Raw genomic sequence first — 22,995 nt, 5'->3', positions numbered from 1 at the left:
GTTTCTGACGCTCCGACGGTGGTGGGCGATACTGGGATCGAACCAGTGACCCCTTCGGTGTGAACGAAGTGCTCTCCCGCTGAGCTAATCGCCCGGGACGAGTGGAATGCTACAGGCGAACGCGCCCGGCGTTCAAACCACATCGCCGCGGTCGGCGGCGAGGCGGGCGAGCAGGCCGGTGCGGCCGCTGCGCATCATCAGGGCGTGGTTGGCGACGAAGAGCGGCCGGCCGGGGACGGCGAGGAGCCGCATCAGCGGCTTGCGGACGACGACCTCCTGCTCGAACAGCAGCCGCGTGCCAGGGCCGTTCGCGGTGACCGTCCAGCGGACCCGGCCCTCCAGGTCGCCGGTCATGGCGACTTCGAGGATCCGCTGGACGGGGTCCTGGCGGGTGGAGCGGGCGGTGACCACCAGGTCGTAGGGGAGGAGGGAGCGGAAGCGGAGCACCCCGCTCGTCTCGCAGGTCTGCCGGACCTCGCGGATCTGCGGCCACCACTGCGGGTAGCAGTCGGGGCGCTCCAGCAGCCGGTAGACCGCGTCCGGTTCGGCGTCGAGCCGCCACACGCTGCGGAACCGGTAGTGACTCCAGTCCATGGGCCCAGTGTGCGCGAACCGCCGGGCGGGCGGGGGGAAACGCCGAGGGTCCCGGAGACCGTCTGCACGGTCTCCGGGACCCTCGGTCCGGGTGGGCGATACTGGGATCGAACCAGTGACCCCTTCGGTGTGAACGAAGTGCTCTCCCGCTGAGCTAATCGCCCCGGCGTGCCGACCACTTTACCGCACCCCGGCGGGCCTCCCGACCAGGCAGGCGGCCGCCCGCGGTCAGCCGGCCCGCCACGGCGGCGTGAAGCCGTAGCTCGCCAGGTACCAGCTCGCCAGGCCGGCCAGCACGAGGACCACCGCCACGGTGATCAGCAGATTGCGCCGTCTGACCCGGGGGTCCATGGCGGACCTGGCGGCTTCGGTGACCTTGCGGCGGGTCCAGCGCAGCACCTTCTGCGCCCAGACGAACTCGGTCCCCCAGATCGCCATGCCGCCGAAGATGATCAGCCAGCCGGGCCCGGGCAGCGGCAGCAGGATCACCCCGCCGGCGATCACGGCGAGGCCGACCACGAAGATCCCGACCCGCCAGACGGCGTGCAGCGCGTGGGATCGCTGCACGAATCCGGGGGCCCGTGAACCGAGCCGTGAATCCTTGGCCACAGCTTGGTCGTCCTGGTCACTCTCCGCGATCATATATGCCAACGTACCGGACTTCACGGCGATCACCGAAATGGGCGTTCCGCCCTCCTCGCGACTAGTCCGGACGAGCTATCAGAAGCCGCACAAACTTCTCAGAGGGGTTTACAACGTCCTCGCAGGTGGCATGTCGATTTCGCCGACGTGCGAATCCCCGAGCGCACACTGAGCGAAAGGCCCTGGCGCTTATGAACACCACGGTCAGCTGCGAGCTGCACCTGCGCCTCGTTGTGTCGAGCGAATCCTCACTGCCTGTACCCGCAGGCTTGCGGTACGACACGGCCGATCCGTATGCCGTGCACGCCACCTTCCACACCGGAGCCGAAGAGACGGTCGAATGGGTGTTCGCCCGCGACCTGCTCGCCGAGGGTCTGCACCGGCCCACCGGCACCGGAGACGTCAGAGTCTGGCCGTCCCGCAGCCACGGTCAGGGCGTCGTGTGCATCGCCCTCAGCTCCCCGGAGGGCGAAGCACTGCTCGAAGCCCCGGCGCGGGCCCTGGAGTCCTTCCTCAAGCGGACGGACGCGGCGGTGCCGCCCGGCACCGAGCATCGTCACTTCGACCTCGACACCGAGCTCTCCCACATCCTCGCGGAGAGCTGAGCCCGGTCACCGACGTCCGGGGCCGTCCTACTCGGGGGGACAGCCCGGACACCCAAGGCAGCACAGGGCAGTGCCCGGCCGCCTGACACCGCAGGAACGAGAGCCGCCGCCATGGGACCCGCACCCCCACGGCGGCGGCTCCCGCGCGCTAGAGTCCTCGGAACGCAGCCGCTCGACGACGCCGGCAGGGAGCGTTCCGTGCTGATCAACCATGACACCAGGTGCGCGCTCGACAGTGTGGTCGACCTGATCAACACCGCACCCGCGATCGCGGGCCGCGAGGCGCTCGCCGAGGTCGCGGACCTGCGCGCCTTCGTGGAGCGCAACAAGGTGAGCGAGATAGGCAGGCTCGACCGGCACGACGTCACCGCGGTCCAGGCGGTACGCACCCGCTTCACCGAGGTCTTCGCCACCACCGACGACGCCACCGCCGCCACCCTGCTCAACGCGATGGTCGCCGAGGCCGGCACCACCCCCCGGCTCACCGACCACGACGGCTACGACTGGCACGTCCACTACTTCGCGCCGGGGGCGTCGCTGTCCGACCACCTCGCCGCCGACTGCGGGATGGCGCTGGCCTTCCTCATCGTGGCGGGCGAGCGGGAGCGGCTGCGGCGCTGCGACGCGCCGGACTGCCGGCACGCCTTCGTGGACCTGTCCAGGAACCGGTCGCGCCGCTACTGCGACAGCCGCACCTGCGGCAACCGGCTGCACGTCGCCGCCTACCGGGCCAGGCGCCGCGAAGCCGGTGAGACCGGCGAGACCGGCGCCGACGAGGCCGTCGCCGCTTCCTGACGGCTGCCGGCGAGGACCGGGCGGTCAGGACGGGGCGGTCAGACGAAGATCAGGTCGTAGGCCGCGCCCAGGCCCAGCAGGCTGCCGATCACCAGCAGGAAGAGCATCAGCGGGGGCTGGGACAGCGCGTAGAGGCATCCCTGCGGCTCGTCTGCCGGCGCGACGGCCGCCGGCGGCTCCAGGGCCTGCAGGGCCTCCAGCGGCACGGTGGCGGTCGTGGCGCGGGGCACCTCGGTGATCACCACCTCGGTGATCAGCACGCGGGCGGCGGCAGGCGCCGAGCGGGGGGCGGGGAGGACGTCGGAGGCGGTCGGTCCGGCACGGTCCGGCCGCGCAGCGGCGACACGGTCGCCGGTGGTGGGCAGCACACGATGATCTTCGCGCAGCGCGAGGGCGCCCGTGGCCCAACACGCGGACTCCCAACGGATCTTCCGCAATGCGGGCAGCACGCGTCCGACTGCTGGACAGCCGGGCCTGAGTGGCCCGGTGGATGTCCGATACGTGAGATGTGCCCCTTGGGTCCGGCACCTCTGCGGGGGCGGAGCCGACCGGTGTCCGACCTGTGGACGCGACGGTGGACGCGGAGTGCCGGCGGGCAAGGGTGTTCGAGCCGGCACCGGATCCGATGAGCCCGGCACCGGACCGCCCGGTCCTGCGCGTACCGCTGTCACACCCGGGGCTCAGATGCCGCGGCGCTTGAGGATCTCCTCGACGTCCGCGAAGTCCGACAGGCCGCTGTCCGAGCCGCCCCTGCGCTTGGCGGCCGCCGGGCGCCCCGCCGGTATCGCCGGGCTGGACGCGCCGGGCACCGCGGCGGGGGCCGCCCGGCGGCCGCCCTCGGGCAGCCGGGCCGAGATCAGCCGGGTGACGCCGTACAGCAGCGCGGCGACGGCGAGCACGCCGAAGCCCAGCCACACGGTGGGCTTCAGGACCAGGTCGGCGGCCCAGTGGCCGGTGGCGGTGCCGACCTTGCGGCCCAGCGTGACCAGGCCGGCCATCGCCAATCCGACCGGCACCAGGGAGAACGCGGCGATCCTGGTGGCCGCCAGGAAGCGCCGCCGGTAGGCGGTCAGCATCGCGATGGCCAGGCCGCCCGCGGACAGCGCGGCACATAGCGTGGTGGTCAGCATCCTGCGGCTCCCGTCGGTCGGTCCCCCTCATCGTGCCTCGGGCGGGGCGCGGAAAGCCATGGTGGGCGCGGAGGTTCAGGGGGATCTCGGGGGTGCCTCCTCCCCGGGTGGGAGACTGGGCCCATGGTTCCTCCCCCTCCCCCGGCCGCCAAGCGCGCCGTCCTCGACGTCTGGTGCGACCTCGAATGCCCCGACTGCCGCACCGCCCTCGACGACCTGCGGGCGCTGCGCGAACGCTACGGCGACGCGCTCGACATACAACTGCGGCACTTCCCGCTGCCCAAGCACGACTACGCCGTCGCGGCGGCGGAGGCGTATGAGGAGGCGTACGCGCAGGGCCGCGGGTGGGAGTACGGCGAGGCGGTCCTCGCCCGGGCCGAGGAGCTGAGCGCGGCGGGTGAGCCGCTGCTCGTCGACATCGCCCGCGAACTCGGCCTCGAAGCTGAGGAGTTCGACACCGCGCTGGTCGACGGGCGGCACTTGCTCGTCGTCGACGCGGACCTTGCCGAAGGCAAGGCGATCGGGGTGAGCGGTACGCCGACGTACGTCATCGGCGGCGAGCGCTTCGACGGCGGCCGCTCCCAGGAGGGCTTGCGCGCGCGCATCGAGTCGGCGGCGGACCAGCTCTTGGCTTAGCGCCGGCGGGGGTTGAGCGCGCGGTTCCCCGCGCCCCCGGGTGATTGCCACTTGCGGTGGCGCTGCTGCTTTCCCGCCGACCCGGCGGGGCGCGCAGTTCCCCGCGCCCCCGAAAAACGCTCACCCTCCGCGGCAGAAGGGCAGGCTCCTCCCCCTGGCGGAGGAGGAGCCGCGCCCGAAGGGGCGCGAGGAACCGCGCGACCGGCCCCCACCCAGCCGCGGACACAGCACGCCACCGCAGGTGGCAAGCCCCCTCGGGGGCGAGGTGGACAGCGCGGAAAGCCCGCCGCTAGGCGAGTGGCTTCCAGAGTTGGCGCATCGTCACCCGGTAGCCGAGGGAGGCGTAGAGGCGGAGGGCCACCGCGTTGGTGGTGAAGACGTTCAGGCCGACCGCGGTGGTGCCCGCCGCGTGGCAGGCGGCTTCGGCGGCGAGCATCAGGGTGCGGCCGTGTCCGTGGCCGCGGTGGGGGGCCGGGACCTCGACCGCCTGGACCCAGCCGGGGCCCGGGGCGGTGTGCAGCCAGAGGCGGCCGACGGTGCTGCCGTCGTGGTCGAGGGCGAGCAGCCGGCTGCCGGGGGCGGGGCTGCCGCCCGGGAGCGCCTGGGCGTAGGAGGCCGCCGCGTGGGACTCGGCGTGGGCGACGGGCACCCCCGCCGCGGTGAGGGCGGCGACGAAGTCGGCCCGCTGCCGGGCCAGCCACTCCGCCCTGTCCTGCGCACTGAGCTCGCGCAACGTGCTGCCGGGCGGCAGCTCGCGGGGGCCGGCGTCCGGCGGCAGGACCTTGTGCAGGGTGCGGTTGGTCTCGGTGTAGCCGAGCGCGGTGACCAGCCGCAACGCGTATTCCGCTTCGTCGGGCACCGACACGAGCACCCGGGTGCAGCCCCACTGCCGCAGCACTTCCTCGGCGGCGAGCGCCGCCACTGTGCCGCGGCCGCGGCGCCGGTCCGGCTCGTCGATGGTCAGCGTGTCGATCCGCCCGGGGCCGCCGTGCGGCTCCGCGTCGATCCGTACGCTGCCGACCGGCCGCCCGTTGACGCAGACCGTGTAGCCCCGCGTGCGCGCGCCGTCCTGCCCGCGCTGCTCGGGTCCCGCCGGTCTCAGGGTCGTCGTCATACGTCGCGCTCCCGGTTCGCCCCCCGCGGTGCCGTCGGCGGGGTGCGGCCGAGTCTACGGTTCCGCGCGCGTACCGCTACGGGTTCCGGTTCTCCGCGGAGCGGCCGGCGAAGACCTCCATGGCCTTGGCGGTCACCGGGCCCGGGGCGCCGGGCAGTTCACGGGCGTCGACCCGGGCGACGGCCTGCACGTCCCGCAGCGAGGAGGTCACGAAGACCTCCTCCGCTTCCGCCAGCACCTCGAAGGGCAGGTCCTCCTCCTCCGCGCCGGCCCATTCGACGACCAGCTCGCGGGTGATGCCGGCCAGGCAGCCGGACGACAGCGGCGGGGTGAGCAGCCGGCCGCCGAGGACGACGAAGATGTTGGAGCCGGTGCCCTCGCACAGCCGCCCCGTGGTGTTGGCGAAGATCGCCTCGGTGGCGCCCTGTTCGCGGGCGCGGGCGAGCGCGACGACGTTCTCGCCGTACGAGGTGGTCTTCAGGCCGGTGAGCGCGCCGCGCTCGTTGCGCGTCCACGGCACGGTGACGATCGCCGTGGGACCGGGGTGCGGGGTGGCCGTGCCGATCGCCACCACCAGCGTCGTACCGGCGTCGCCGCGGTCGGAGCCGAGCGGGGAGATGCCGCCGGTGTAGGTGATCCTGAGCCGGCCGTGCGGCATCGGGTTGGCCGCGAGCACCGCCTCGCAGGCGCGGGCCACCTCGTCCTGGTCGGGCTCCGGCAGGCCGAGGCCGAGCGCGGAGCGGGTCAGCCGCCTGAGGTGCCGGCTCAGCGCGAAAGCGTGCCCCCCGGTCGTCTTCAGCGTCTCGAAGACGCCGTCGCCGACGGTCAGCCCGTGGTCGAGCACCGACACCGTGGCGTCCGCGGTGTCCCGCAGTCCGCCGTCCACCCAGATCTTCACCGCAGTGTCCTTCCACTTGCCTCGTGTACGTCCGACGCTACCGCCAGCAGGCGCGCGGCCTTGAGTTCCGTCTCCGCCCATTCACCCGCGGGGTCGGAACCCCAGGTGATGCCGGCGCCGGTGCCGAACCGCAGTTCGGGGTCCCCGCCGGCGTCCCGGTCGATCCAGAAGGTGCGGATGCCGACCGCGAGGGCGGCGGTGCCGCGGTCGGCGTCGACCCAGCCGACGGCGCCGCAGTAGGGGCCGCGCGGCGCCGTCTCCAGTTCGCCGATGACGCGCAGGGCGGTGGATTTGGGCGCCCCGGTGACCGACCCCGGAGGGAAGGCGGCGGCGAGCAGCTGCGGCCAGCCGGCCTCGGGGCGCAGCTCGCCGCGGACGGTGGAGACCAGGTGCACCAGGCCGGGGTGCGCTTCGACCGCGCACAGCGCGGGCACGGTGACCGAGCCGGTGGCGCAGACCCGGCCGAGGTCGTTGCGCACCAGGTCGACGATCATCACGTTCTCGGCCTCGTCCTTGGGCAGGAAGGCGTCGACGGTCCGTGCGGTGCCCTTGATCGGGCGCGACTCGACGGTGCGGCCGTCCCGGCTGAGGAAGAGTTCGGGTGATGCGGTGGCGATCTCGACGCCGTGCGCGGGCAGCCGGATCGTTCCTGCGTAGGGCGCGGGGTTGCCGAGCGCGAGGGCCGCGCCGAGCGCGTCGATGTCGGGGTCGGTGCCGGCCGGCAGCGTTGCGGCCAGCACCCGGCAGAGGTTCACCTGGTAGACCTCGCCGGTGGCGATGCGCCGCCTGATCGTCCGGACCCCGGCTTCGTACGCCTGCCGGTCCATGGAGCTGGTCCAGGCGGCCGGGTGGGGTCCGCGCCAGCCGGCGGCCCTGGCCGCGGTCCCGGCGGCGTCCTGCGGCACACGGCGTACGTCGCCGAAGCGGGCGCAGACCGTACGGCCCTCGAAGTCCACAGCGACCGCCCAGAAGCCCGCCGAGTCGAGCGCTCCGGCGTCCGAGGTGACATCGCGCAGGTCGGAGGCGACAAGGGCGCCGAAACGGGCCATGGGGGCAAGATCGCGCACGGGGCTTCCCTGGACGGCTGGAGCGGGCAGGAGCCGAGTCTAGGCGGGGCAGGTCACGGGGGGTGGAGCGGCGCCCGGCACGTCAACTGCTCGTCATTGGCCCGGCACGCTGCGGAAACCGGTTTTTGAGCTGGCCCGGGGATCCGCTAGAGTTCAACCCGTCGCCCCGGAACGTGTTTCGAGGCACACCTGCGGACGTGGCTCAGTTGGTAGAGCATCACCTTGCCAAGGTGAGGGTCGCGAGTTCGAATCTCGTCGTCCGCTCGATGTGGGGGTTCCTCCGGGAGCCCGCGCTGTGTTGGTGGAGTGGCCGAGAGGCGAGGCAACGGCCTGCAAAGCCGTCTACACGGGTTCAAATCCCGTCTCCACCTCCAAGGACGATTAGCTCAGCGGGAGAGCGCTTCCCTGACACGGAAGAGGTCACTGGTTCAATCCCAGTATCGTCCACTGGATCCCACCGGATCCGAGTCCTGAGCAGGACGCCCGCGCGATTAGCTCAGCGGGAGAGCGCTTCCCTGACACGGAAGAGGTCACTGGTTCAATCCCAGTATCGCGCACGCATCACCGGCGCCCGGCGCGCCGCCCGAGGACGATTAGCTCAGCGGGAGAGCGCTTCCCTGACACGGAAGAGGTCACTGGTTCAATCCCAGTATCGTCCACGCAACCGGACACCCGAGGGCCGGAAGCTTCGCGCTTCCGGCCCTCGGCCGTGTCCGGAGTCAGGACGAGAAGAGCATGTGCCCGAAGCCGTGCCCGTGGCGCTTGTGGCCGTGGCCGTGCCCGTACTGCGGGGCGCCCCAGGCCGGGGCGGGCGACTGCGGGTAGCCGGGCTGGACGGGCGGGGCGGGGTAGGCCTGCGGCGGCGGGGCCGGCTGGCTCCACTTGCCTTCGAGCTGGGTCAGCGCCTCAAGCTCGCCGTAGTCGAGAAAGATGCCGCGGCAGTTGCCGCACTGCTCGATCTGGACGCCACTGCGGTTGTACGTCTGCATGTGGCCGTGACACTTGGGGCAGACCATCGTCGCCTCATCTCCTCGCGTTGGCAGATGAGTTCTACTCTAGTTGGGCGATCCGGGCGCAGGTGGCGACGAGTTCGGACTCCGCCTCGTCGAGCTCCCGGCCGTCCCTGGCCGCCTTGGCGACGCCGATCGCCGCGGTCTGCACGGCCAGCGCGCGGGCCGGGACGTCGAGTTGGGCCCACGGGTCGCCGCTCTCCGGTACGGCGGGCCCGCCGGCGGCGCGGTAGGCGGCCAGGAAGAGGGCCCAGGACTCCGGTGCGAGCAGCCCGGCGGCGAACCACATGGCAGGGCGGGCCAGGTCCCAGGCGGCCGGTCCGGTGCCCAGGTCGTCCACGTCGATCAGCAGCCAGTCGCCGTCCGGCGCGGGGTGCCTGACCAGCTGTCCCAGGTGCAGGTCGCCGTGGCAGAGCGCGGCGGGCCCGGGGTGGGGTGCCTCGTCCCTGGCCCAAGCGGGCAGCCGCCGCCAGGCCCGGCGCACGGTACGGGCCGCGGCCGAGTCGGCGACGCCGCGCAGCCGGGCGACGGCGAGGGCGGCCTTGGCCGGGCCGCGCATCGGCGGCAGCGGCCCGGGCAGCGCGGCCTCCGGCACGGTGTGCAGCCGGGCGAGCAGCACGGCCGCCTCGGCCCAGGGGGCGGCGGCCGGGTCGTGCCGGTCGACCGGCACGCCGTAGGGCCACGCGGTGACCGGCCGACCGCGCACCGCGGTGCCGTCCGCTGCGCCGTCCGGGGCCTGCGTGCCGTCCTCGGCGGCGGGCGCGGCGGGCGGCAGCGGCGCCAGCAGGATGCCGCGCAGCAGCGGATGGCCGGCCACCGCGATCCGTATGGCGAGCGCTGTGGCGTCCGTGCCGGGGGCGTGGGCCTTCGCGACGACGCCGCCGACCCTGACCACCGTCCCGTCGGGCCGGTCGGCCAGCACGGTGGTGGCGGCGGGCACGGTGGGCGGGGCGGCGACGGGGTCGGCCGCCCCGGCGGGGCGGTCGCCGCGCTGGACGCGGCGGGCCGCCGCGGCCGCGGCGGCGGCCAGCGCGGTGACCAGGGCGTCGTCGGCCGGCGGCCGGGCCGTACGGCGCACGGTCTGCGGGTCGATGCGGACCGTGCCGCTCGCCTGAGTGCCGGACTGCTCCCCCGTGGTCGTCATCGGGCCAGTCAAGCATCTGTCCGGCCGCCCGGCCCTTCGGGCAGCCGGACGGGGTCCGGACAGCGCAATGCCCGGGCGTCGAGTGACACCCGGGCAAACGCAGTCGTCCGCCGTACCCCCGTCCCCACGGGGTTCTACCGGTGAGTCCCTGGCCCGGACCGCTCTTCCAGGCCTGGCACGCCTCTCAGCGCCCCATCAGGCCGGCCACGGACGACGCTTGTGTGACCACCGCATCCACCCCTCCGAAGGCGTAGGCGAGCAGTGCGGCCAGCGGCAGCACCATGGCCGCCGCCACCAGCGGATGGCGGGTCCCGGGCCGCCCTCCGCCGCGCATGGCTCGTGCGGTGCGGGTCACCGTCTTCGCCATGCTCGCCATGTGCCTCTCCCTGAGGTCCTGAGGTCTGCTGTGTGGTCGCTCTGATGTGCAGTTGTGGGGCGGCGGGCGCTTGACCTCGGGGGGACGAGTGCTCCGCCCGCCGCTTGATCTCTACGTTAGGTGCGCGTCGGGCCCGGGTCGTCAGGCCCTGGTACCCCTTTGCAGGCCTCCCGGAGGATGACGGCGGCCGTCCCGGATACTCCCCTGGGTGGACGCCGCCGCCCGTGTCCCCAGGGTCATCCCTGAGCCGCCGGCAGCCGCCCGGCCTGCTCGTCGTCCCGCGGGATCGGCTGTTCGACCAGGGCGAGCACCCGGGTGGCCATGAAGCGGGCGGTGCGCACGACGGTGCCGCTGCGGGTGACTTCACTCACTTCCACCACCCCCCGGCGCACTGCCGTCTCGACCCGGCGGCCGGCCCGGGTGGCGATGACCTCATAGGTGCGGGTGGTGTCCCCCGCGTCGACGACTATTTCCACTCGATCACCTTTCACGGCGTCATTCCCCTTTGGCAGACGGACCGTTGGCGGATCGGGGCGCGGTAGTGACAGCCCGTCGGACGGGCCCCTCGCCACACCTCCAGGATCCCACCGGGCACTGACAATTCACGGCCCGTCGCCTGCGGGCCTTCACCGCGCGGCGGGACTTGAGTCCGTAAGCTGTGGGCGGCCGACCACCCGGCCGTCGGTGCAGGCACCGGAAGCAGCAGTGGGGTACTCGCCCACCGGAGGTAGGGGAACGGACATGGCGATGATGCGGCTCCGGCGCGAGGATCCGCGGGTCGTCGGCGCGTTCCGGCTGCACCGGCGGCTCGGCGCGGGCGGCATGGGCGTGGTCTACCTGGGCGCTGACAAGCGCGGCCAGCGGGTGGCGCTCAAGGTGATCAGGCCCGAGCTGGCCGAGGACCAGGAGTTCAGGTCGCGGTTCGCCCGCGAGGTCTCGGCGGCCCGCCGGATCCGCGGCGGCTGCACCGCCCGGCTGGTCGCGGCCGACCTGGAGGCCGACCGCCCCTGGTTCGCCACGCAGTACGTCCCCGGCCCCTCGCTGCACGACAAGGTCGCGGAGAACGGCGTGCTGGCCGCCGCCGAGGTCGCCTCGATCGGGGCGGCGCTCGCCGAGGGCCTGGTCGCGGTGCACGAGGCCGGTGTCGTCCACCGCGACCTCAAGCCCTCGAACATCCTGCTGTCGCCCAAGGGCCCGCGGATCATCGACTTCGGCATCGCCTGGGCCACCGGGGCGAGCACGCTGACCCACGTGGGGACCGCGGTCGGCTCGCCCGGCTTCCTCGCGCCCGAGCAGGTCCGGGGCGCGGCCGTCACGCCGGCCACCGACGTCTTCGCCTTCGGCGCCACGCTGGCGTATGCCGCGACCGCCGACTCCCCCTTCGGGCAGGGCAGTTCCGAGGTCATGCTCTACCGGGTGGTGCACGAGGAGCCCGACCTGGCCGGGGTGCCGGACGCGCTGGCGCCGCTGGTCCACGCGTGCCTGGCCAAGGATCCGGAGGAGCGGCCGAGCACGGTGCAGCTGTCGGAGCGGCTGGCCGAGATCGCCGCGCGCGAGGCACGCGGCATCGGGGCGCCGCGGCGCGAGGCGCTGCCGAAGACGGCGGGACCGCGGCCGGAGCGCCCGGTCGGGCGGCGGGCCGAGGAGTACGCTCAGCAGCGGACCCGGCGGACCGCGCAGGGCGCCGACCCGTCCGGCACCGGCGGCGGGCGGACCGCCTCCTCCCGCAGCCCCGCGGTGCCCCCGGCCCGGACGCCGGTGCGTACCGGCGGGGCGCGGCGGCCCGGCGCCCAGGCGCGGGGGCGGCGGCTGCTGCGGCAGCGGCTGGTGGTCTTCGTGATCGTCACGCTGCTGGCGGCGGTCTGCATCGCGGCCGTGCAGGGCTGCCACCGTTTCTCCCGGGGCACGGGCTCCCCCACCACGCCTTCGGTGGCCCCCCTGACCCCGGGCGTCCCGGGGCCCTGAGCCGGGCCGCACGGCTGTCCCGTCACCGGCTGCCCGGGGCGCGACCACGGAGCGGCCCGGGCGTCCCGGGGCCCTGAGCCGGGCCGCACACCGGCCGGCCGGGGCGCGGCCCCGGAGCGCGCGGCCGCCGCCCCACTTGACCGCGGCGGCGAGGTCGAACACGCCTGCCACCCGGGCCTCCCGCCTGGCGAGTACGCCGGCGTAGCGGCCTGGCCACGCGTCGCCCTCTGCGAGCCGGCTGCCCGGGACCACCGCGTACCCGCCGAGGGCTGGCGGAGGAGGCGGCGGGTCGGTAAGTTACCAAGCGCTTGCTTAGGGCTCGACAGAGGAGGGCGCGCGGGTATGGGAAGCGTGAGCGCGGCGGATGTGCGGGGGCGGGTGCGGGTACTGCTCGCCGAGCACGACCCGGCCGGGACGGAGCCGCTGGAGTTCCTGCGGGCCCGCTTCGACGCGGGCCTTGCGTGGGTGCACTTTCCGGTGGGGCTCGGGGGGCTCGACGCGCCCCGCGCGCTGCAGGCGGACGTGACCGCCCGGCTGGCCGCCGCCGGCGCCCCGGACAACGACCCGCGCCGCATCGGCATCGGCCTGGGCATGGCCGCGCCGACCATCCTGGCGTACGGCACCGCCGAGCAGCAGGCCCGCTTCCTGCGGCCGCTGTGGACCGGCGAGGAGGTCTGGTGCCAGCTGTTCAGCGAGCCGGGTGCGGGCTCCGACCTGGCGGGCCTGCGCACCAGGGCGGTGCGCGACGGGGACGACTGGGTGGTGGACGGCCAGAAGGTGTGGACGTCCAGCGCCCACACCGCGCGCTGGGCGATCCTGATCGCCCGCACCGACCCGGACGTGCCCAAGCACCGCGGCATCACCTACTTCGTCTGCGACATGACCGACCCCGGCGTGGACGTCAGGCCACTGCGGCAGATCACCGGTGAGGCGGAGTTCAACGAGGTCTTCCTGACCGGCGTCAGGATCCCCGACGCGCACCGGCTGGGCGCGGTCGGCGACGGCTGGCGGGTGGCGCAGAGCACGCTGATGAACGAGCGGGTCGCGATCGGCGGCGGCTCCTCCGTGCCCCGGGAGAGCGGCATGATCGGCCCGGTGGCCGCGACCTGGCGGGAGCGCCCGCAGGTGCGCACCCCCGAACTGCACGACCGGCTGCTGCGGTTGTGGGTGGACTCCGAGGTGGCCCGGCTGACCGCGGAGCGGGTGCGCCAGCAAATGGCCGCGGGCGCGCCGGGCCCCGAGGGCTCGGGCCTGAAGCTGTCGCTGGCCCGGCTCAACCAGCAGCTCAGCGGCCTCGAAGTGGAGATGCTCGGCGAGCAGGGACTGCGCTACGGCGACTGGACGTTGGTCCGCCCCCGCAGCGTCGACTTCTACGGCCGCGACGCCGGCTACCGCTACCTGCGGGCGAAGGGCAACTCGATCGAGGGCGGTACGTCCGAGATCCTGCGCAACATCGTGGCCGAGCGGGTGCTCGGGCTGCCCGGGGAACCGCGCAACGACAAGGACGCCGCCTGGAAGGACCTGCCCCGATGACCACGCTGCCATCCCCCGCCATCCCCGACCTGCTCTACTCCGACGTGGAGGACGACCTGCGGGCCGCGGTCCGTTCGGTGCTCGCCGACCGCTGCGGCCCCGCCGCGGTGCTGGGCCGGATCGAGACCGCGGAGCCGTACGACCCGGCGCTGTGGCGGGTGCTGGCCGTGGAGCTCGGCCTCGCCGGGCTGCTGGTGCCGGAGAAGCTGGGCGGCCAGGGCGCCTCGGCCCGGGAGGCGGCCGTGGTGCTCGAGGAGCTGGGCGGCGCGGTCGCCCCCGTGCCCTTCCTGGGCAGCGCGGTGCTCGCCACCTCCGCGCTGCTGGCCTGCGACACCGCGGCCCCGGCGACGGCCGCGCTGCTCGGCCGCCTCGCGGCCGGCGAGGCCACGGCCGCGCTCGCCGTGCCGCTGTCGGCCGCGCCCGGCGACGGCTTCCCCGAAGGCGTACGCGCGGACGCCGGCGGGCGGCTGACGGGTGCGGTGACCAGCGTGGCGGACGCGCTGACCGCCGACGTCCTGGTCGTTCCCGCGCTCGGCCCGGAAGGGCCAGGCCTCTACGAAGTGGCCGCGGAGCAGGCGGTGGTGGAGCGGCCGGTGTCGTTGGACCTGACCCGCCCGCTGGCCGACCTGCGGCTTGAGGGCGCGGCGGGGCGGCTGCTCGCGGACGGCGAGGCGGCGGCCGCCGCCCTGGAGCGGGCGCTGCTGACCGGGGCGGGGCTGCTGGCGTCGGAGCAACTGGGGCTGGCCCAGTGGTGCCTGGACGAGACGGTCCGCTACCTCGGGCAGCGGCGGCAGTTCGGCCGGGCCGTCGGGTCGTTCCAGGCGCTCAAGCACCGGCTGGCCGACCTGTGGCTCGAAGTGGTCTCGGCGCGAGCCGCGGCACGCAACGCCGCCGGTGCGCTGGCGGGTTGGCCGTCGGATCCCGCCGAGGCGGCGCTGGCGGTGGCCGTGGCGCAGGCGTACCTGTCCCCCGTCGCGGTGCACGCGGCCGAGGAGGCGGTGCAGTTGCACGGCGGTATCGGCATGACCTGGGAGCACCCCGTGCACCTGTACCTCAAGCGCGCCAAGGCCGACGAGATCGCGCTCGGCACCGCCGGCCGGCACCGGCGGGCGCTGGCCGACCGGGTGGAGTTGCCGGCCGCCGGGTGAGCTCCTCCGCCGGGTCGGCTCACCCGCCGCCGGGGCCGCCTCCCGCGGCGACCGAGTAGAAGGCGACCGCCGCCGCCGCGCCCACGTTCAGCGAGTCGATGTCGTGCGACATCGGGATGCGGACCAGGGTGTCTGCGGCGGCGAGCGCCCGCGGGCTCAGGCCCGGGCCCTCGGCGCCCAACAGCAGCGCCAGCCGCGGGATCTCCCGCACGGCCAGGTCCGGCAGCGGCACCGCTCCGGCCGCCGGGGTGAGCGCGAGCAGCTGGAAGCCGGCCTCCTTCACCGTCCCGTACAGGTCGCGCGGCCACGCGGTGAGCCGGGCATAGGGCACCGAGAAGACCGCGCCCATCGAGACCTTCACCGAGCGGCGGTAGAGCGGGTCCGCGCAGTCCGGCGACAGCAGCACGGCGTCCATGCCGAGCGCGGCCGCGCTGCGGAAGATCGCCCCGATGTTGGTGTGGTCGTTGACCGCCTCCATGATCACCACGCGGCGGGCGCCGGCCAGCACGTCGCCGGCTTCCGGCAGCGCCTTGCGCTGCATCGCGGCGAGCGCGCCACGGTGGACGTGGTAGCCGGTGACGCGCTCGGCCAGCTCGTCGGTGACGACGTACACCGGTGCGGGCACCTCGTCGATCACGTCCCGCAGCGCGTCCACCCACTTCTCGGTGAGCAGCAGCGAGCGCATCGCGTAACCCGCCCGCAGGGCACGCCTGACGACCTTCTGGCCCTCGGCGATGAAGAGGCCCTCGGCCGGTTCGCGGCGGCGGCGCAGCTCCACGTCGGTCAGCGCGGTGTAGTCGCGCAGGCGCGGGTCGTCCGGGTCGCCGACGGCGACCGGCTCAGCCACCGTAGGGGCCGGTCACGCCCGGCCGGCCCACGGTCACGACGTCGCCGACGACGATGACGGCCGGCGGGCGCATGCCCTCCTCGGTGACCGTGCGCGCCACCGACGCCAAGGTGGCGTCCACCCGGCGCTGGGCGGCCGTGGTGCCCTCCTGGACCACCGCGACCGGGGTGCCGGCCTGGCGGCCGCCCGCGATCAGGGTCTCCGCGATCGCGCCGATCCGCTCCACGGCCATCAGCAGCACGAGGGTGCCGCGCATCCGGGCCAGCGCGGACCAGTCGACCAGCGAACGCGGGTCGTCCGGCGCGACATGGCCGCTGACCACGGTGAACTCATGGGCGACCCCCCGGTGCGTGACGGGGATGCCGGCCGCGCCCGGCACGCTGATCGAGCTGGAGATGCCCGGCACGACGGTCACCGCGATGCCCGCGGCGGCCAGCGCCTCCGCCTCCTCCATGCCGCGGCCGAAGACGTACGGGTCGCCGCCCTTGAGCCGCACGACGGCCTTGCCGGCCTTGGCGTGCTCGATCAGCGCGGCGTTGATGGCCTCCTGGGCCATCGCCCGGCCGTACGGGATCTTCGCCGCGTCGATCACCTCGACGTGCGGCGGGAGCTCGCCCAGCAGGTCGCGCGGGCCGAGCCGGTCGGCGATCACCACGTCCGCCTCGGCGAGCAGGCGCCGGCCGCGGACGGTGATCAGGTCCGGGTCGCCGGGGCCGCCGCCGACCAGCGCGACGCCGGCCGTACGCGCCCGGTGCTGCGGCGCCACCAGGCTGCCGTCCCGCAGCCCCTCGACGACCGCGTCCCGCACCGCGGCGGAGCGGCGCGGGTCCCTGCCGGTCAGTACGGCCACCGTCACGCCCTCGGTACGGCCGGTGGCCGGCGTCCACGCGGTCGCCGCGTCGGCGTCGTCGCTGCGGACGCACCAGACGCGGCGCTGCTCCGCCTCGGCGGATGCCGCCGCGTTCGCGGCCGGGTCGGTGGACGCGACCAGGACGTACCACGCCTCGGCCAGGTCGCCCGGGCGGTACGCCCGGCGCTCCCAGCGCAACTCGCCGGCGTCGGCCATCGCCTCGACCGACGCGGTCGCCTCCGGCGACACCACGATGATGTCCGCGCCCGCGGCCACCAGCGCGGGCAGGCGGCGCTGGGCGACCTGGCCGCCGCCGATCACCATGACCTGGCGGCCTTGCAGGCGCAAGCCGACGGGGTAGGCGGGGGGGTCGACGTCCTTCCGATCCATCCGGCTCGGGCTCCCTCTCGACGGTTTCCGATTGCTCGGCCTTGATCCTACGTTCCGCCCGGTCCGGTCCCCCGGGGGTCGGGGTGCGCCCCCGGGCGCCGGTTCGCTGCCGCGTGGCTGTGGCCTCGTCCCTGGCCCAGTCGTGGCTGGTCGCGCCGTTCCCCGCGCCCCTGGGTGGCTGCCACTTGCGGTGGGCCGTCGCCTCCCGCGCCGATGTGGCTGAGCGCGCAGTTCCCCGCGCCCCTGGGTGGCTGCCACCTGCGGTAGGCCGTCGCCTCCCGCGCCGTCGTAGCTTGGCGCGCCGTTCCTCGCGCCCCCAGGTGGCTGCCACCTGCGGTGGGCCGTCGGCCGCCGCGCCGTCGTGGTTGCGCGCGCGGTTCCTCGCGCCCCTGGGACGCTCACCCTCTCCCCCGGGGCTCGGGGGGCTGCGAATCGGTGAGCGGTGAGGGGCTAGGCCTTTTCTGTGACGCCCGCCGCGTCGAAGGTGGCGACCTCGTGCATCACGCGGGCGGCGCTTTGGACCAGGGGGAGGGCCAGTAGTGCGCCCGTGCCCTCGCCGAGGCGGAGGTCGAGGTCGACCAGGGGGCGCAGGCCGAGGGTGGTGAGGGCGGCCACGTGGCCCGGTTCGGCGCTGCGGTGGCCGGCGATGCAGGCCGCCAGCACCTCGGGGGCGATCGCGCGGGCGACGAGTGCCGCCGCACCCGCGCTGACGCCGTCGAGGATCACCGGCGTGCGGAGGGCCGCCGCGCCGAGCAGCAGGCCGACCATCGCGGCGTGTTCGAGGCCGCCGATCGCGGTGAGGACGGCGATCGGGTCGGCCGGGTCGGGCCGGTGCAGGTCGAGCGCGCGGCGGACGACCTCCACCTTGCGGGCGTGCATCTCGTCGTTGATGCCGGTGCCGCGGCCGGTGACCTCCGCCGGGTCGGCGCCGGTGTAGACGGCGATCAGGGCGGCCGACGTCGTGGTGTTGGCGATGCCCATCTCGCCGGTGAGCAGCGCCTTGTTGCCGGCGGCCACCAGATCGCGGGCGGTCTCGATGCCGACGTCGATGGCGCGCAGCGCCTCCTCGCGGGTCATCGCGGGGCCCGTGGTGAAGTCGGCGGTTCCGGCCCGTACCTTGCGCGGCAACAGCCCGGGGGTGCTGGGCAGTTCGGAGGCGACGCCGACGTCGATCACGCAGATCTCCGCGCCGACCTGGTTGGCGAAGGCGTTGCAGACCGCCCCGCCGCCGAGGAAGTTGGCGACCATCTGCGCGGTGACCTCCTGCGGCCACGCGGTGACGCCCTGGGCGTGCACCCCGTGGTCGCCGGCGAAGATCGCCACCGCCGCGGGTTCGGGAATGGGCGGCGGGCACTGCCGCGACAACCCGCTGAGCTGCGCGGAGATGATCTCCAGCATGCCCAGCGCGCCGGCCGGCTTGGTCATCCGCTTCTGGCGTTCCCACGCCTCGCCGAGCGCCTTGGCGTCCAGCGGGCGGATGCCGCGCAGCGTCTCCTCCAGCAGGTCGTGCGGCTCCTCGCCGGGCAGTGCCCGGTTGCCGTACTCCTCGTCGTGCACGACCCAGGACAGCGGGCGGCGCTGGGACCAGCCGGCCTGCATCAGCTCGGGCTCTTCCGGGAATTCGTCGACGTAGCCGACGCAGAGGTAGGCCACGACCTCCAGGTGCTCGGGCAGGCCGAGTTCGGCGACCATCTGGCGCTCGTCGAAGAAGCTGACCCAGCCGACGCCGAGTCCTTCCGCGCGGGCGGCCAGCCACAGGTTCTCCACCGCGAGGGCCGAGGAGTACGGCACCATCTGCGGCTGGGTGTGCCGCCCGAGGGTGTGCCGGCCGCCGCGGGTCGGGTCGGCGGTCACCACGATGTTCACGGGGGTGTCGAGGATCGCCTCGATCTTGAGCTCGCGGAACTGCCGGGCGCGGCCCTTCGGCAGGGACTTCGCGTACGCCTCGCGCTGGGCCGTCGCCAGCTCGTGCATCTTCTCGCGGGTCTTCTCCGAGCGGATCACCACGAAGTCCCACGGCTGCGAGTGCCCGACGCTGGGCGCGGTGTGCGCGGCCTCCAGGACGCGCAGCAGCACGTCGTGCGGGATCGGGTCGGAGCGGAAGCCGTTGCGGATGTCACGGCGCTCCCGGATGACCCGGTGCACCGCGTCGCGTACGGCGGGCTCGTAGGCCTCGGCGGGCTCCGACACCTCGGCCTCGGCTGCTCTGGCCTCTGCGCGGCGGGCCGCGCGGCGGCCGGTCGGCGGGGTGTCCGCTGCTGCCGCTTCCGCCTCGGTGTCGGCGGGCGTGCCGCCGTCCTCGGTCTGCGGCGGTGCGGCCGCGTGCGCGCGCGCTGCGCGCCTGACCGTACGGCCGTTGGGTACCGCGGTCGGCGGCGCCTGCGCGGCGGCGATGCCCTCGGCGGGCGTGCCGGCCGGCAGGGGCACCTCGGCGGGCACCGCGGCGGGCGGCTCGACGGTGCTCTCGACGGGGGGTTCGGCCACCGGCGGCGTCGGGGCGACGGCGAGCGCTTCCCCGGCAGGCGTCTCGGGGACGGCACTCTCGGGGACGGCACTCTCGGGGACGATCGGCGAAGGGACGCTCGGTGCGGGGACGCTCGGCAGGGGCGACGGCGAACCGGCGCCCTGGCTGTGGTCGTTGCCCGCGGCGGCCACCAGCGCGGCGAGGTTCGCGGTACCGGTCGCGGACACGAAGGCGTCGTCGCCCGCGGCGACCGGGTCGGCCGGGTCGCCGAAGGCCGGTCCCGACGGCGGGCTCGCCAGGTCGAGGCCGATCGGCGGCGGCGGGGCCACCGCCTGGAGGGCGCCAGCCAGTGCGGCCGCGGGGCCCGACAGGGCAGGCGCCGCCGGGTCCTGAGACGCGGGGGGGCCGGCGGTCTGGCCGGACTCCGCCACCGCCACCGCAGGCGCGGGCGGCGCGAAGGTGTCCGCCGGCACGGCGGGGTGGGCCGGCTGGTCGGCGCCGGACGCAGGGCTGACCGTATCGACGGCAGGAGGCACCGGCTCGGCGGCCGGCAACTCGTCGCCGGGCAGCGGCGGGCCCGCGGGCTCGCCGGCCGGGGCCGGCGGGGCCGGGTCGCCGGCGGACTCCGGCGGCAGCGGCGCGGGCGCCGGCGCGACCGGCTCAGCGGCCGGAGGCGCGGCCTGCGCCGGCGGGAAGGCCAGGATCGGCTCGGGCGCGTACTGCGCGGGCATCACGCTGTCGGCGTGCGGGATCAGCGACTGCTGGGAGGGGGTCTGCGCGGCGGGCCAGGCGCTGCCCGGGGCCGGCGTCGCCGGTTCCGCGGGCTCGCCCGGCTGCTGGGCGGGGATGCCGGCAAGGTCGTCCTGCGGCACGTCGAGGTATTCGGGACCCGAGGTCGGCGGCCCCTGGAGCCTGCCGGGCGGCGGGACGGGACCGCCGCCCTGGGCGGGGCCGCGGTCGGCCAGGGAGCGTACGGAGACGCCGCCGCTGGGCGTGTCGTGGACCGGCGGGCCCATGTGCAGCGGGCGGCGGGGCGCGGCGGGTGACGGCGCGTCAGCTACGGTGCCGTAGTCGGGCGCTGCCACGTCCGGCACCGGGGACGGCTGCGGCGGCACCGGCTGCGGGTCGCTCCAGGTGCCCTGCGGGCCCGGCATGAGCAGCACGTCGTCGTCATCGTCGAGCCCGGCGTCGGGAGAGGCGGGCTGGTCGAGGTAGGTGTAGGCGGGGGCGCCGAGTTCGGCGGGCGCCTCCGTGCCCCAGCCGGGGGCGGTGGCCTGCAGTGCGCCGAGTGCGTCGGTGTGCGGCTGCGGAGCCGCGTCACCGACCGCGTTCTCCGGCAGCCCCTCGCCGGGGATCTGACCGGTGTCCGTCATGCGTGCCCCTCGCCCATCGGTTTCGCTCCTTCCAGCCGCTGCACCGCGCGCAACCCACCCCCCACGGACTCCAACGAGCGTGCATGGGATGCGGCACGTCGGCCGCGGGACGCCGGAGGTTTCGACGGCCCGTCAACGCACGACGACGGCACAACGATCCGTCAGCCTACCCCCCGGGGCACCGGCGGCCGTGCCGAAGTCCGCACCTCGGGACGTATCTCACACGGCCTGCCGCGACGGCGCTCCGACGTGCGCGAACACCGCCGGGCGCGACTCTTTGATCATGGACAGGTCAGTGCCGGGTGCCGCACAGCACGAAGTCGTACGAGCGGTCCCGCTCGTCCCACCCGGCGTCCAGCGCGACGGACTGGAGCAACATGCGTTCGACGGTGTAACCGCCCTCGGTGAGCGCCCTGTCGACCGCTTCCGCGCCGTCCCTGGTGGCCGCCGCGGCGACGATCCGCTCGGGGCGGCGGGCGGCGCAGGCGGCGACCACGGCGGCGTCCGCGCAGCCGATCCTGACGACGTCGGGTTCCGGCAGGTCCTCCAGTGCCTGCGGGGCGGTGCCGTGCACGACCTGGAGTTGGACGCCGCTGCGGCGGGCGGTGGCGGCTATCCAGTCGCAGGCGTCGGCGTTGCTGTCGACGGCGATGACGGCGGCGCCGAAGCGCGCGGCCTCCACCGAGACCGCGCCGTCGGCGGCGCCGATGTCCCACAGCAGGTCACCGGTTCGCGGGCCGAGCCGGGCGAGTTGGACGGCGCGGACCCCGGCCGGGACGTGGCCGCCGTAGTCGGCGGCGGGAAGTGCCCAGCCGCGTACGGGTCCGGGGAAGCCGGGGTCGCGGCCGGCGATCCAGCCGCCGCCGTCCGGCCTGGTGGTGCCGACCGACGGCAGCGAGGCGGCGCCCAGGCCGGCGATCCCGGGGATGGCCGAGGTGCCGCCGACGACGAGCACGACGTTGGGGTCGCGCCATATGTGGTCGGCGACCTTGTCCGAGGTCAGGATGGTGATCTGCTCCTGCTCGGTGCCGAGCGCCTCGCAGATGACGAAGGTGCGGTGCACCCCGGTGAGCAGCAGCGCCACTTCCGCGGGGCCCGCGCCGGGCGCGGTGAGGACCGCGACCTTGGGGTAGGAGCGGCAGACGTTGACCGCGCGGCGCAGGGTGCGGCTGGTGGCGACGACCACCCGGGCGTCGTCCCAGGGCATGCCGGCCCGGGCGAAGGCCCGGGCGACGGCGGAGACGCCGGGGATGACCTCGACCTCCAGGCCGTGTTCCGGGTGGCGCAGGGCGCGGACCACGCCGAAGAAGCCGGGGTCGCCGTCGGCGAGTACGACGGCGGTGCCGCGGTGCCCGGCGATGCGGCGGGCGGCGATGTCGATGCTGCCGAGCACGATGTGCTCAGCCTGCGCGGGGACGTAGGGCAGGGCCAGGTGCTGCCGGGTGCCTGCCACGAGGGTGGCGGCGTCCAGTGCGGCACGGGCGGCTTCCGACGGGGGTGAGCCGTCCCATCCGATCACGGTGACCCGGTCGGCCATCGTTGTCTGCCCTCCATGCCGTGGGTCGCTGGGGTCCCGGTGGAGCCCTCGCGGCGGGGGCGGAGGGAAGGCCCGGGTGAGAACCCTAACCCGGCAGCGTGTACGACGGTGTGCCGAGTGCGGAGCGTATGTGCGAACGCCCGGTTGCGGGGCGTTCGGCGCTGGTCAACGGCGGTGGGCGGCCGCGCTGTAGCCGGCGTAGTCGCGGTAGGCGGCGTATCCGGTGTCGTAGCCGTCACCCACGGCGGAACGGGCCGCAGGGTCGTCGGGATCGTCGGCGTCGTCCACGTCCTCGGGGAGCAGACTCCACACCAGCAGATCGGTGCGGGTCTCGGCCCAGCGGCCCTGCGGTTCGTCGTCGGGGCGGCTGCGGATGATCCCGGCGTTGCGCAGGACGCCTTCGCTGATGCAGCCGACCTTCTGCGCGACCTGCTGCGAGGCGGTGTTGTCCGCGGCGGTGCGCACCTCGACGCGTTCGAAGCCCTGGGTGCCGAACAGCCAGCGGACCACCGCGAGCACCGATTCGCCGGCGTATCCCTCGCCGCGCGCCCAGGAGGCGGTCAGGTAGCCGATCTCGGTGCCGCGGATCCGCCAGTCGGTGTTCTGCAGTTGAACGGTGCCGACCAGCCGCTGGGTGAGCAGTTCGGTCACCGCGAGCACCAGGCCGCGGCCGCTGCGCCGTTCCGCCGGGCCCGTGGTGGTCACGAACGTCCGCGCGGAGGACTCGGTGTACGGATACGGCACACCGGTCCACGCCGTCACCAGATCGTCGTTCATCATCTCCACGAGCTCGGGGATGTCGGCCTCGTCGTACGGGCGCAGCACCAGCCGCTCCGTACTGAGTGAGATGTCCGGAAAGGTGGAGGTCATTCACTGC

At 74.8% G+C, this 22,995-nt stretch carries 22 protein-coding genes and 7 tRNA genes; 11 read left to right on the top strand and 18 right to left on the bottom strand.

Annotation, left to right across the window (positions count from 1 at the left end; genetic code table 11):
* Positions 1-19: 19 nt before the first annotated feature.
* The 4 genes from OG702_RS29935 to OG702_RS29920 form a co-directional block, all read right to left on the bottom strand.
* Positions 20-94: transfer RNA gene (locus OG702_RS29935), tRNA-Val, on the bottom strand.
* Between the two features lie 38 nt (positions 95-132).
* Positions 133-594: an SRPBCC family protein gene (locus OG702_RS29930; RefSeq protein ID WP_327292053.1), complete on the bottom strand. Its 462-nt coding sequence runs from the start codon at positions 592-594 to the stop codon at positions 133-135.
* Positions 595-686: 92 nt separating this feature from the next.
* A tRNA-Val gene (locus OG702_RS29925) sits at positions 687-758 on the bottom strand.
* A 64-nt stretch (positions 759-822) separates the two neighbouring features.
* Positions 823-1,236, bottom strand: a complete 414-nt coding sequence (locus OG702_RS29920) for a TIGR02611 family protein (protein WP_327292052.1) — start codon at positions 1,234-1,236, stop codon at positions 823-825.
* A 191-nt stretch (positions 1,237-1,427) separates the two neighbouring features.
* On the opposite strand from OG702_RS29920, the gene OG702_RS29915 reads away from it, so the two are divergent.
* Positions 1,428-1,841 carry an SsgA family sporulation/cell division regulator gene (locus OG702_RS29915; RefSeq protein WP_003959770.1) on the top strand — a complete coding sequence of 138 codons (414 nt, stop codon included), beginning with the start codon at positions 1,428-1,430 and terminating at the stop codon, positions 1,839-1,841.
* Between the two features lie 198 nt (positions 1,842-2,039).
* A complete protein-coding gene (locus OG702_RS29910; RefSeq protein ID WP_327292051.1) occupies positions 2,040-2,636 on the top strand; it encodes a CGNR zinc finger domain-containing protein in 597 nt (198 codons plus the stop codon).
* 38 nt (positions 2,637-2,674) lie between these two features.
* Here OG702_RS29910 and OG702_RS29905 read toward each other — a convergent pair whose 3' ends face one another.
* Together OG702_RS29905 and OG702_RS29900 are read right to left on the bottom strand one after the other, a co-directional pair.
* On the bottom strand, positions 2,675-3,004 hold the full coding sequence (locus tag OG702_RS29905; RefSeq protein WP_327293500.1) for a hypothetical protein: 330 nt from the start codon (positions 3,002-3,004) through the stop codon (positions 2,675-2,677).
* A 312-nt stretch (positions 3,005-3,316) separates the two neighbouring features.
* Positions 3,317-3,766 (bottom strand): hypothetical protein, encoded by a 450-nt coding sequence (locus OG702_RS29900; RefSeq protein WP_327292050.1) that lies wholly within the window; start codon positions 3,764-3,766, stop codon positions 3,317-3,319.
* A 123-nt stretch (positions 3,767-3,889) separates the two neighbouring features.
* Between OG702_RS29900 and OG702_RS29895 the strand changes: the two genes are divergently transcribed.
* Positions 3,890-4,402 carry a DsbA family protein gene (locus OG702_RS29895; RefSeq protein ID WP_327292049.1) on the top strand — a complete coding sequence of 171 codons (513 nt, stop codon included), beginning with the start codon at positions 3,890-3,892 and terminating at the stop codon, positions 4,400-4,402.
* A gap of 289 nt (positions 4,403-4,691) precedes the next feature.
* Here the strand turns inward: OG702_RS29895 and OG702_RS29890 are convergent, their stop codons facing one another.
* The 3 genes from OG702_RS29890 to OG702_RS29880 all read right to left on the bottom strand — a co-directional run bounded on the left by OG702_RS29890 (position 4,692) and on the right by OG702_RS29880 (position 7,481).
* On the bottom strand, positions 4,692-5,516 hold the full coding sequence (locus tag OG702_RS29890; RefSeq protein ID WP_327292048.1) for a GNAT family N-acetyltransferase: 825 nt from the start codon (positions 5,514-5,516) through the stop codon (positions 4,692-4,694).
* Positions 5,517-5,592: 76 nt separating this feature from the next.
* Positions 5,593-6,414, bottom strand: a complete 822-nt coding sequence (locus OG702_RS29885) for an aminotransferase class IV (RefSeq protein WP_327292047.1) — start codon at positions 6,412-6,414, stop codon at positions 5,593-5,595.
* On the bottom strand, positions 6,411-7,481 hold the full coding sequence (locus OG702_RS29880; protein WP_327292046.1) for a chorismate-binding protein: 1,071 nt from the start codon (positions 7,479-7,481) through the stop codon (positions 6,411-6,413). The genes OG702_RS29885 and OG702_RS29880 overlap by 4 nt, the downstream gene beginning before the upstream one ends.
* A 191-nt stretch (positions 7,482-7,672) precedes the next feature.
* Between OG702_RS29880 and OG702_RS29875 the strand changes: the two genes are divergently transcribed.
* The 5 genes from OG702_RS29875 to OG702_RS29855 all read left to right on the top strand — a co-directional run bounded on the left by OG702_RS29875 (position 7,673) and on the right by OG702_RS29855 (position 8,140).
* Positions 7,673-7,745, top strand: a tRNA-Gly gene (locus tag OG702_RS29875).
* 36 nt (positions 7,746-7,781) lie between these two features.
* Positions 7,782-7,855, top strand: a tRNA-Cys gene (locus tag OG702_RS29870).
* A 1-nt stretch (position 7,856) separates the two neighbouring features.
* Positions 7,857-7,928, top strand: a tRNA-Val gene (locus OG702_RS29865).
* Between the two features lie 38 nt (positions 7,929-7,966).
* Positions 7,967-8,038 (top strand) — tRNA-Val (locus OG702_RS29860).
* A 30-nt stretch (positions 8,039-8,068) separates the two neighbouring features.
* A tRNA-Val gene (locus OG702_RS29855) sits at positions 8,069-8,140 on the top strand.
* Between the two features lie 60 nt (positions 8,141-8,200).
* On the opposite strand, the gene OG702_RS29850 is transcribed toward OG702_RS29855, so the two are convergent.
* The 4 genes from OG702_RS29850 to OG702_RS29835 form a co-directional block, all read right to left on the bottom strand.
* Entirely contained in the window at positions 8,201-8,497 is a 297-nt protein-coding gene (locus OG702_RS29850; RefSeq protein ID WP_327292045.1) for a TFIIB-type zinc ribbon-containing protein, read from the bottom strand.
* 34 nt (positions 8,498-8,531) lie between these two features.
* Positions 8,532-9,413: a phosphotransferase family protein gene (locus OG702_RS29845; protein WP_442814748.1), complete on the bottom strand. Its 882-nt coding sequence runs from the start codon at positions 9,411-9,413 to the stop codon at positions 8,532-8,534.
* A gap of 406 nt (positions 9,414-9,819) precedes the next feature.
* Entirely contained in the window at positions 9,820-10,002 is a 183-nt protein-coding gene (locus tag OG702_RS29840) for a hypothetical protein (RefSeq protein ID WP_442814747.1), read from the bottom strand.
* Between the two features lie 245 nt (positions 10,003-10,247).
* On the bottom strand, positions 10,248-10,502 hold the full coding sequence (locus tag OG702_RS29835; protein WP_327292043.1) for a hypothetical protein: 255 nt from the start codon (positions 10,500-10,502) through the stop codon (positions 10,248-10,250).
* Between the two features lie 250 nt (positions 10,503-10,752).
* On the opposite strand from OG702_RS29835, the gene OG702_RS29830 reads away from it, so the two are divergent.
* The 3 genes from OG702_RS29830 (at position 10,753) to OG702_RS29820 (ending at position 14,657) form a co-directional block, all read left to right on the top strand.
* A complete protein-coding gene (locus tag OG702_RS29830; RefSeq protein ID WP_327292042.1) occupies positions 10,753-11,976 on the top strand; it encodes a serine/threonine-protein kinase in 1,224 nt (407 codons plus the stop codon).
* A gap of 342 nt (positions 11,977-12,318) precedes the next feature.
* Positions 12,319-13,509: an acyl-CoA dehydrogenase family protein gene (locus OG702_RS29825; RefSeq protein WP_327292041.1), complete on the top strand. Its 1,191-nt coding sequence runs from the start codon at positions 12,319-12,321 to the stop codon at positions 13,507-13,509.
* Positions 13,506-14,657 carry an acyl-CoA dehydrogenase family protein gene (locus tag OG702_RS29820; protein ID WP_327292040.1) on the top strand — a complete coding sequence of 384 codons (1,152 nt, stop codon included), beginning with the start codon at positions 13,506-13,508 and terminating at the stop codon, positions 14,655-14,657. Before OG702_RS29825 ends, OG702_RS29820 begins: the two co-directional genes overlap by 4 nt.
* 19 nt (positions 14,658-14,676) lie before the next feature.
* On the opposite strand, the gene OG702_RS29815 is transcribed toward OG702_RS29820, so the two are convergent.
* The 5 genes from OG702_RS29815 to OG702_RS29795 all read right to left on the bottom strand — a co-directional run bounded on the left by OG702_RS29815 (position 14,677) and on the right by OG702_RS29795 (position 22,988).
* Positions 14,677-15,504 (bottom strand): TrmH family RNA methyltransferase, encoded by an 828-nt coding sequence (locus OG702_RS29815; protein ID WP_327292039.1) that lies wholly within the window; start codon positions 15,502-15,504, stop codon positions 14,677-14,679.
* A complete protein-coding gene (cobA, locus tag OG702_RS29810; RefSeq protein ID WP_327292038.1) occupies positions 15,497-16,744 on the bottom strand; it encodes a uroporphyrinogen-III C-methyltransferase in 1,248 nt (415 codons plus the stop codon). Before cobA ends, OG702_RS29815 begins: the two co-directional genes overlap by 8 nt.
* 450 nt (positions 16,745-17,194) lie before the next feature.
* A complete protein-coding gene (cobT, locus tag OG702_RS29805) occupies positions 17,195-20,581 on the bottom strand; it encodes a nicotinate-nucleotide--dimethylbenzimidazole phosphoribosyltransferase (RefSeq protein ID WP_327292037.1) in 3,387 nt (1,128 codons plus the stop codon).
* Positions 20,582-20,873: 292 nt separating this feature from the next.
* Positions 20,874-22,118: a precorrin-6y C5,15-methyltransferase (decarboxylating) subunit CbiE gene (gene cbiE / locus OG702_RS29800; RefSeq protein ID WP_327292036.1), complete on the bottom strand. Its 1,245-nt coding sequence runs from the start codon at positions 22,116-22,118 to the stop codon at positions 20,874-20,876.
* A 165-nt stretch (positions 22,119-22,283) separates the two neighbouring features.
* On the bottom strand, positions 22,284-22,988 hold the full coding sequence (locus tag OG702_RS29795; protein WP_327292035.1) for a GNAT family N-acetyltransferase: 705 nt from the start codon (positions 22,986-22,988) through the stop codon (positions 22,284-22,286).
* Positions 22,989-22,995 lie beyond the last annotated feature (7 nt).

It is taken from the genome of Streptomyces sp. NBC_01198 (genome assembly GCF_036010485.1).
Taxonomy (GTDB): Bacteria; Actinomycetota; Actinomycetes; order Streptomycetales; family Streptomycetaceae; genus Actinacidiphila.
This window is presented reverse-complemented; position numbering and strand designations above follow the sequence as displayed.

Bases quoted from the DNA above. Each gene is read 5' to 3' on its own strand.
- cobT (WP_327292037.1), bottom strand. From the start codon at position 20,581: ATGACGGACACCGGTCAGATCCCCGGCGAGGGGCTGCCGGAGAACGCG.
- OG702_RS29895 (WP_327292049.1), top strand. From the start codon at position 3,890: ATGGTTCCTCCCCCTCCCCCGGCCGCCAAGCGCGCCGTCCTCGACGTC.
- cobA (WP_327292038.1), bottom strand. From the start codon at position 16,744: ATGGATCGGAAGGACGTCGACCCCCCCGCCTACCCCGTCGGCTTGCGC.
- OG702_RS29890 (WP_327292048.1), bottom strand. From the start codon at position 5,516: ATGACGACGACCCTGAGACCGGCGGGACCCGAGCAGCGCGGGCAGGAC.
- OG702_RS29920 (WP_327292052.1), bottom strand. From the start codon at position 1,236: ATGATCGCGGAGAGTGACCAGGACGACCAAGCTGTGGCCAAGGATTCA.
- OG702_RS29830 (WP_327292042.1), top strand. From the start codon at position 10,753: ATGGCGATGATGCGGCTCCGGCGCGAGGATCCGCGGGTCGTCGGCGCG.
- cbiE (WP_327292036.1), bottom strand. From the start codon at position 22,118: ATGGCCGACCGGGTCACCGTGATCGGATGGGACGGCTCACCCCCGTCG.
- OG702_RS29820 (WP_327292040.1), top strand. From the start codon at position 13,506: ATGACCACGCTGCCATCCCCCGCCATCCCCGACCTGCTCTACTCCGAC.
- OG702_RS29850 (WP_327292045.1), bottom strand. From the start codon at position 8,497: ATGGTCTGCCCCAAGTGTCACGGCCACATGCAGACGTACAACCGCAGT.
- OG702_RS29915 (WP_003959770.1), top strand. From the start codon at position 1,428: ATGAACACCACGGTCAGCTGCGAGCTGCACCTGCGCCTCGTTGTGTCG.
- OG702_RS29795 (WP_327292035.1), bottom strand. From the start codon at position 22,988: ATGACCTCCACCTTTCCGGACATCTCACTCAGTACGGAGCGGCTGGTG.
- OG702_RS29930 (WP_327292053.1), bottom strand. From the start codon at position 594: ATGGACTGGAGTCACTACCGGTTCCGCAGCGTGTGGCGGCTCGACGCC.
- OG702_RS29900 (WP_327292050.1), bottom strand. From the start codon at position 3,766: ATGCTGACCACCACGCTATGTGCCGCGCTGTCCGCGGGCGGCCTGGCC.
- OG702_RS29825 (WP_327292041.1), top strand. From the start codon at position 12,319: ATGGGAAGCGTGAGCGCGGCGGATGTGCGGGGGCGGGTGCGGGTACTG.
- OG702_RS29840 (WP_442814747.1), bottom strand. From the start codon at position 10,002: ATGGCGAAGACGGTGACCCGCACCGCACGAGCCATGCGCGGCGGAGGG.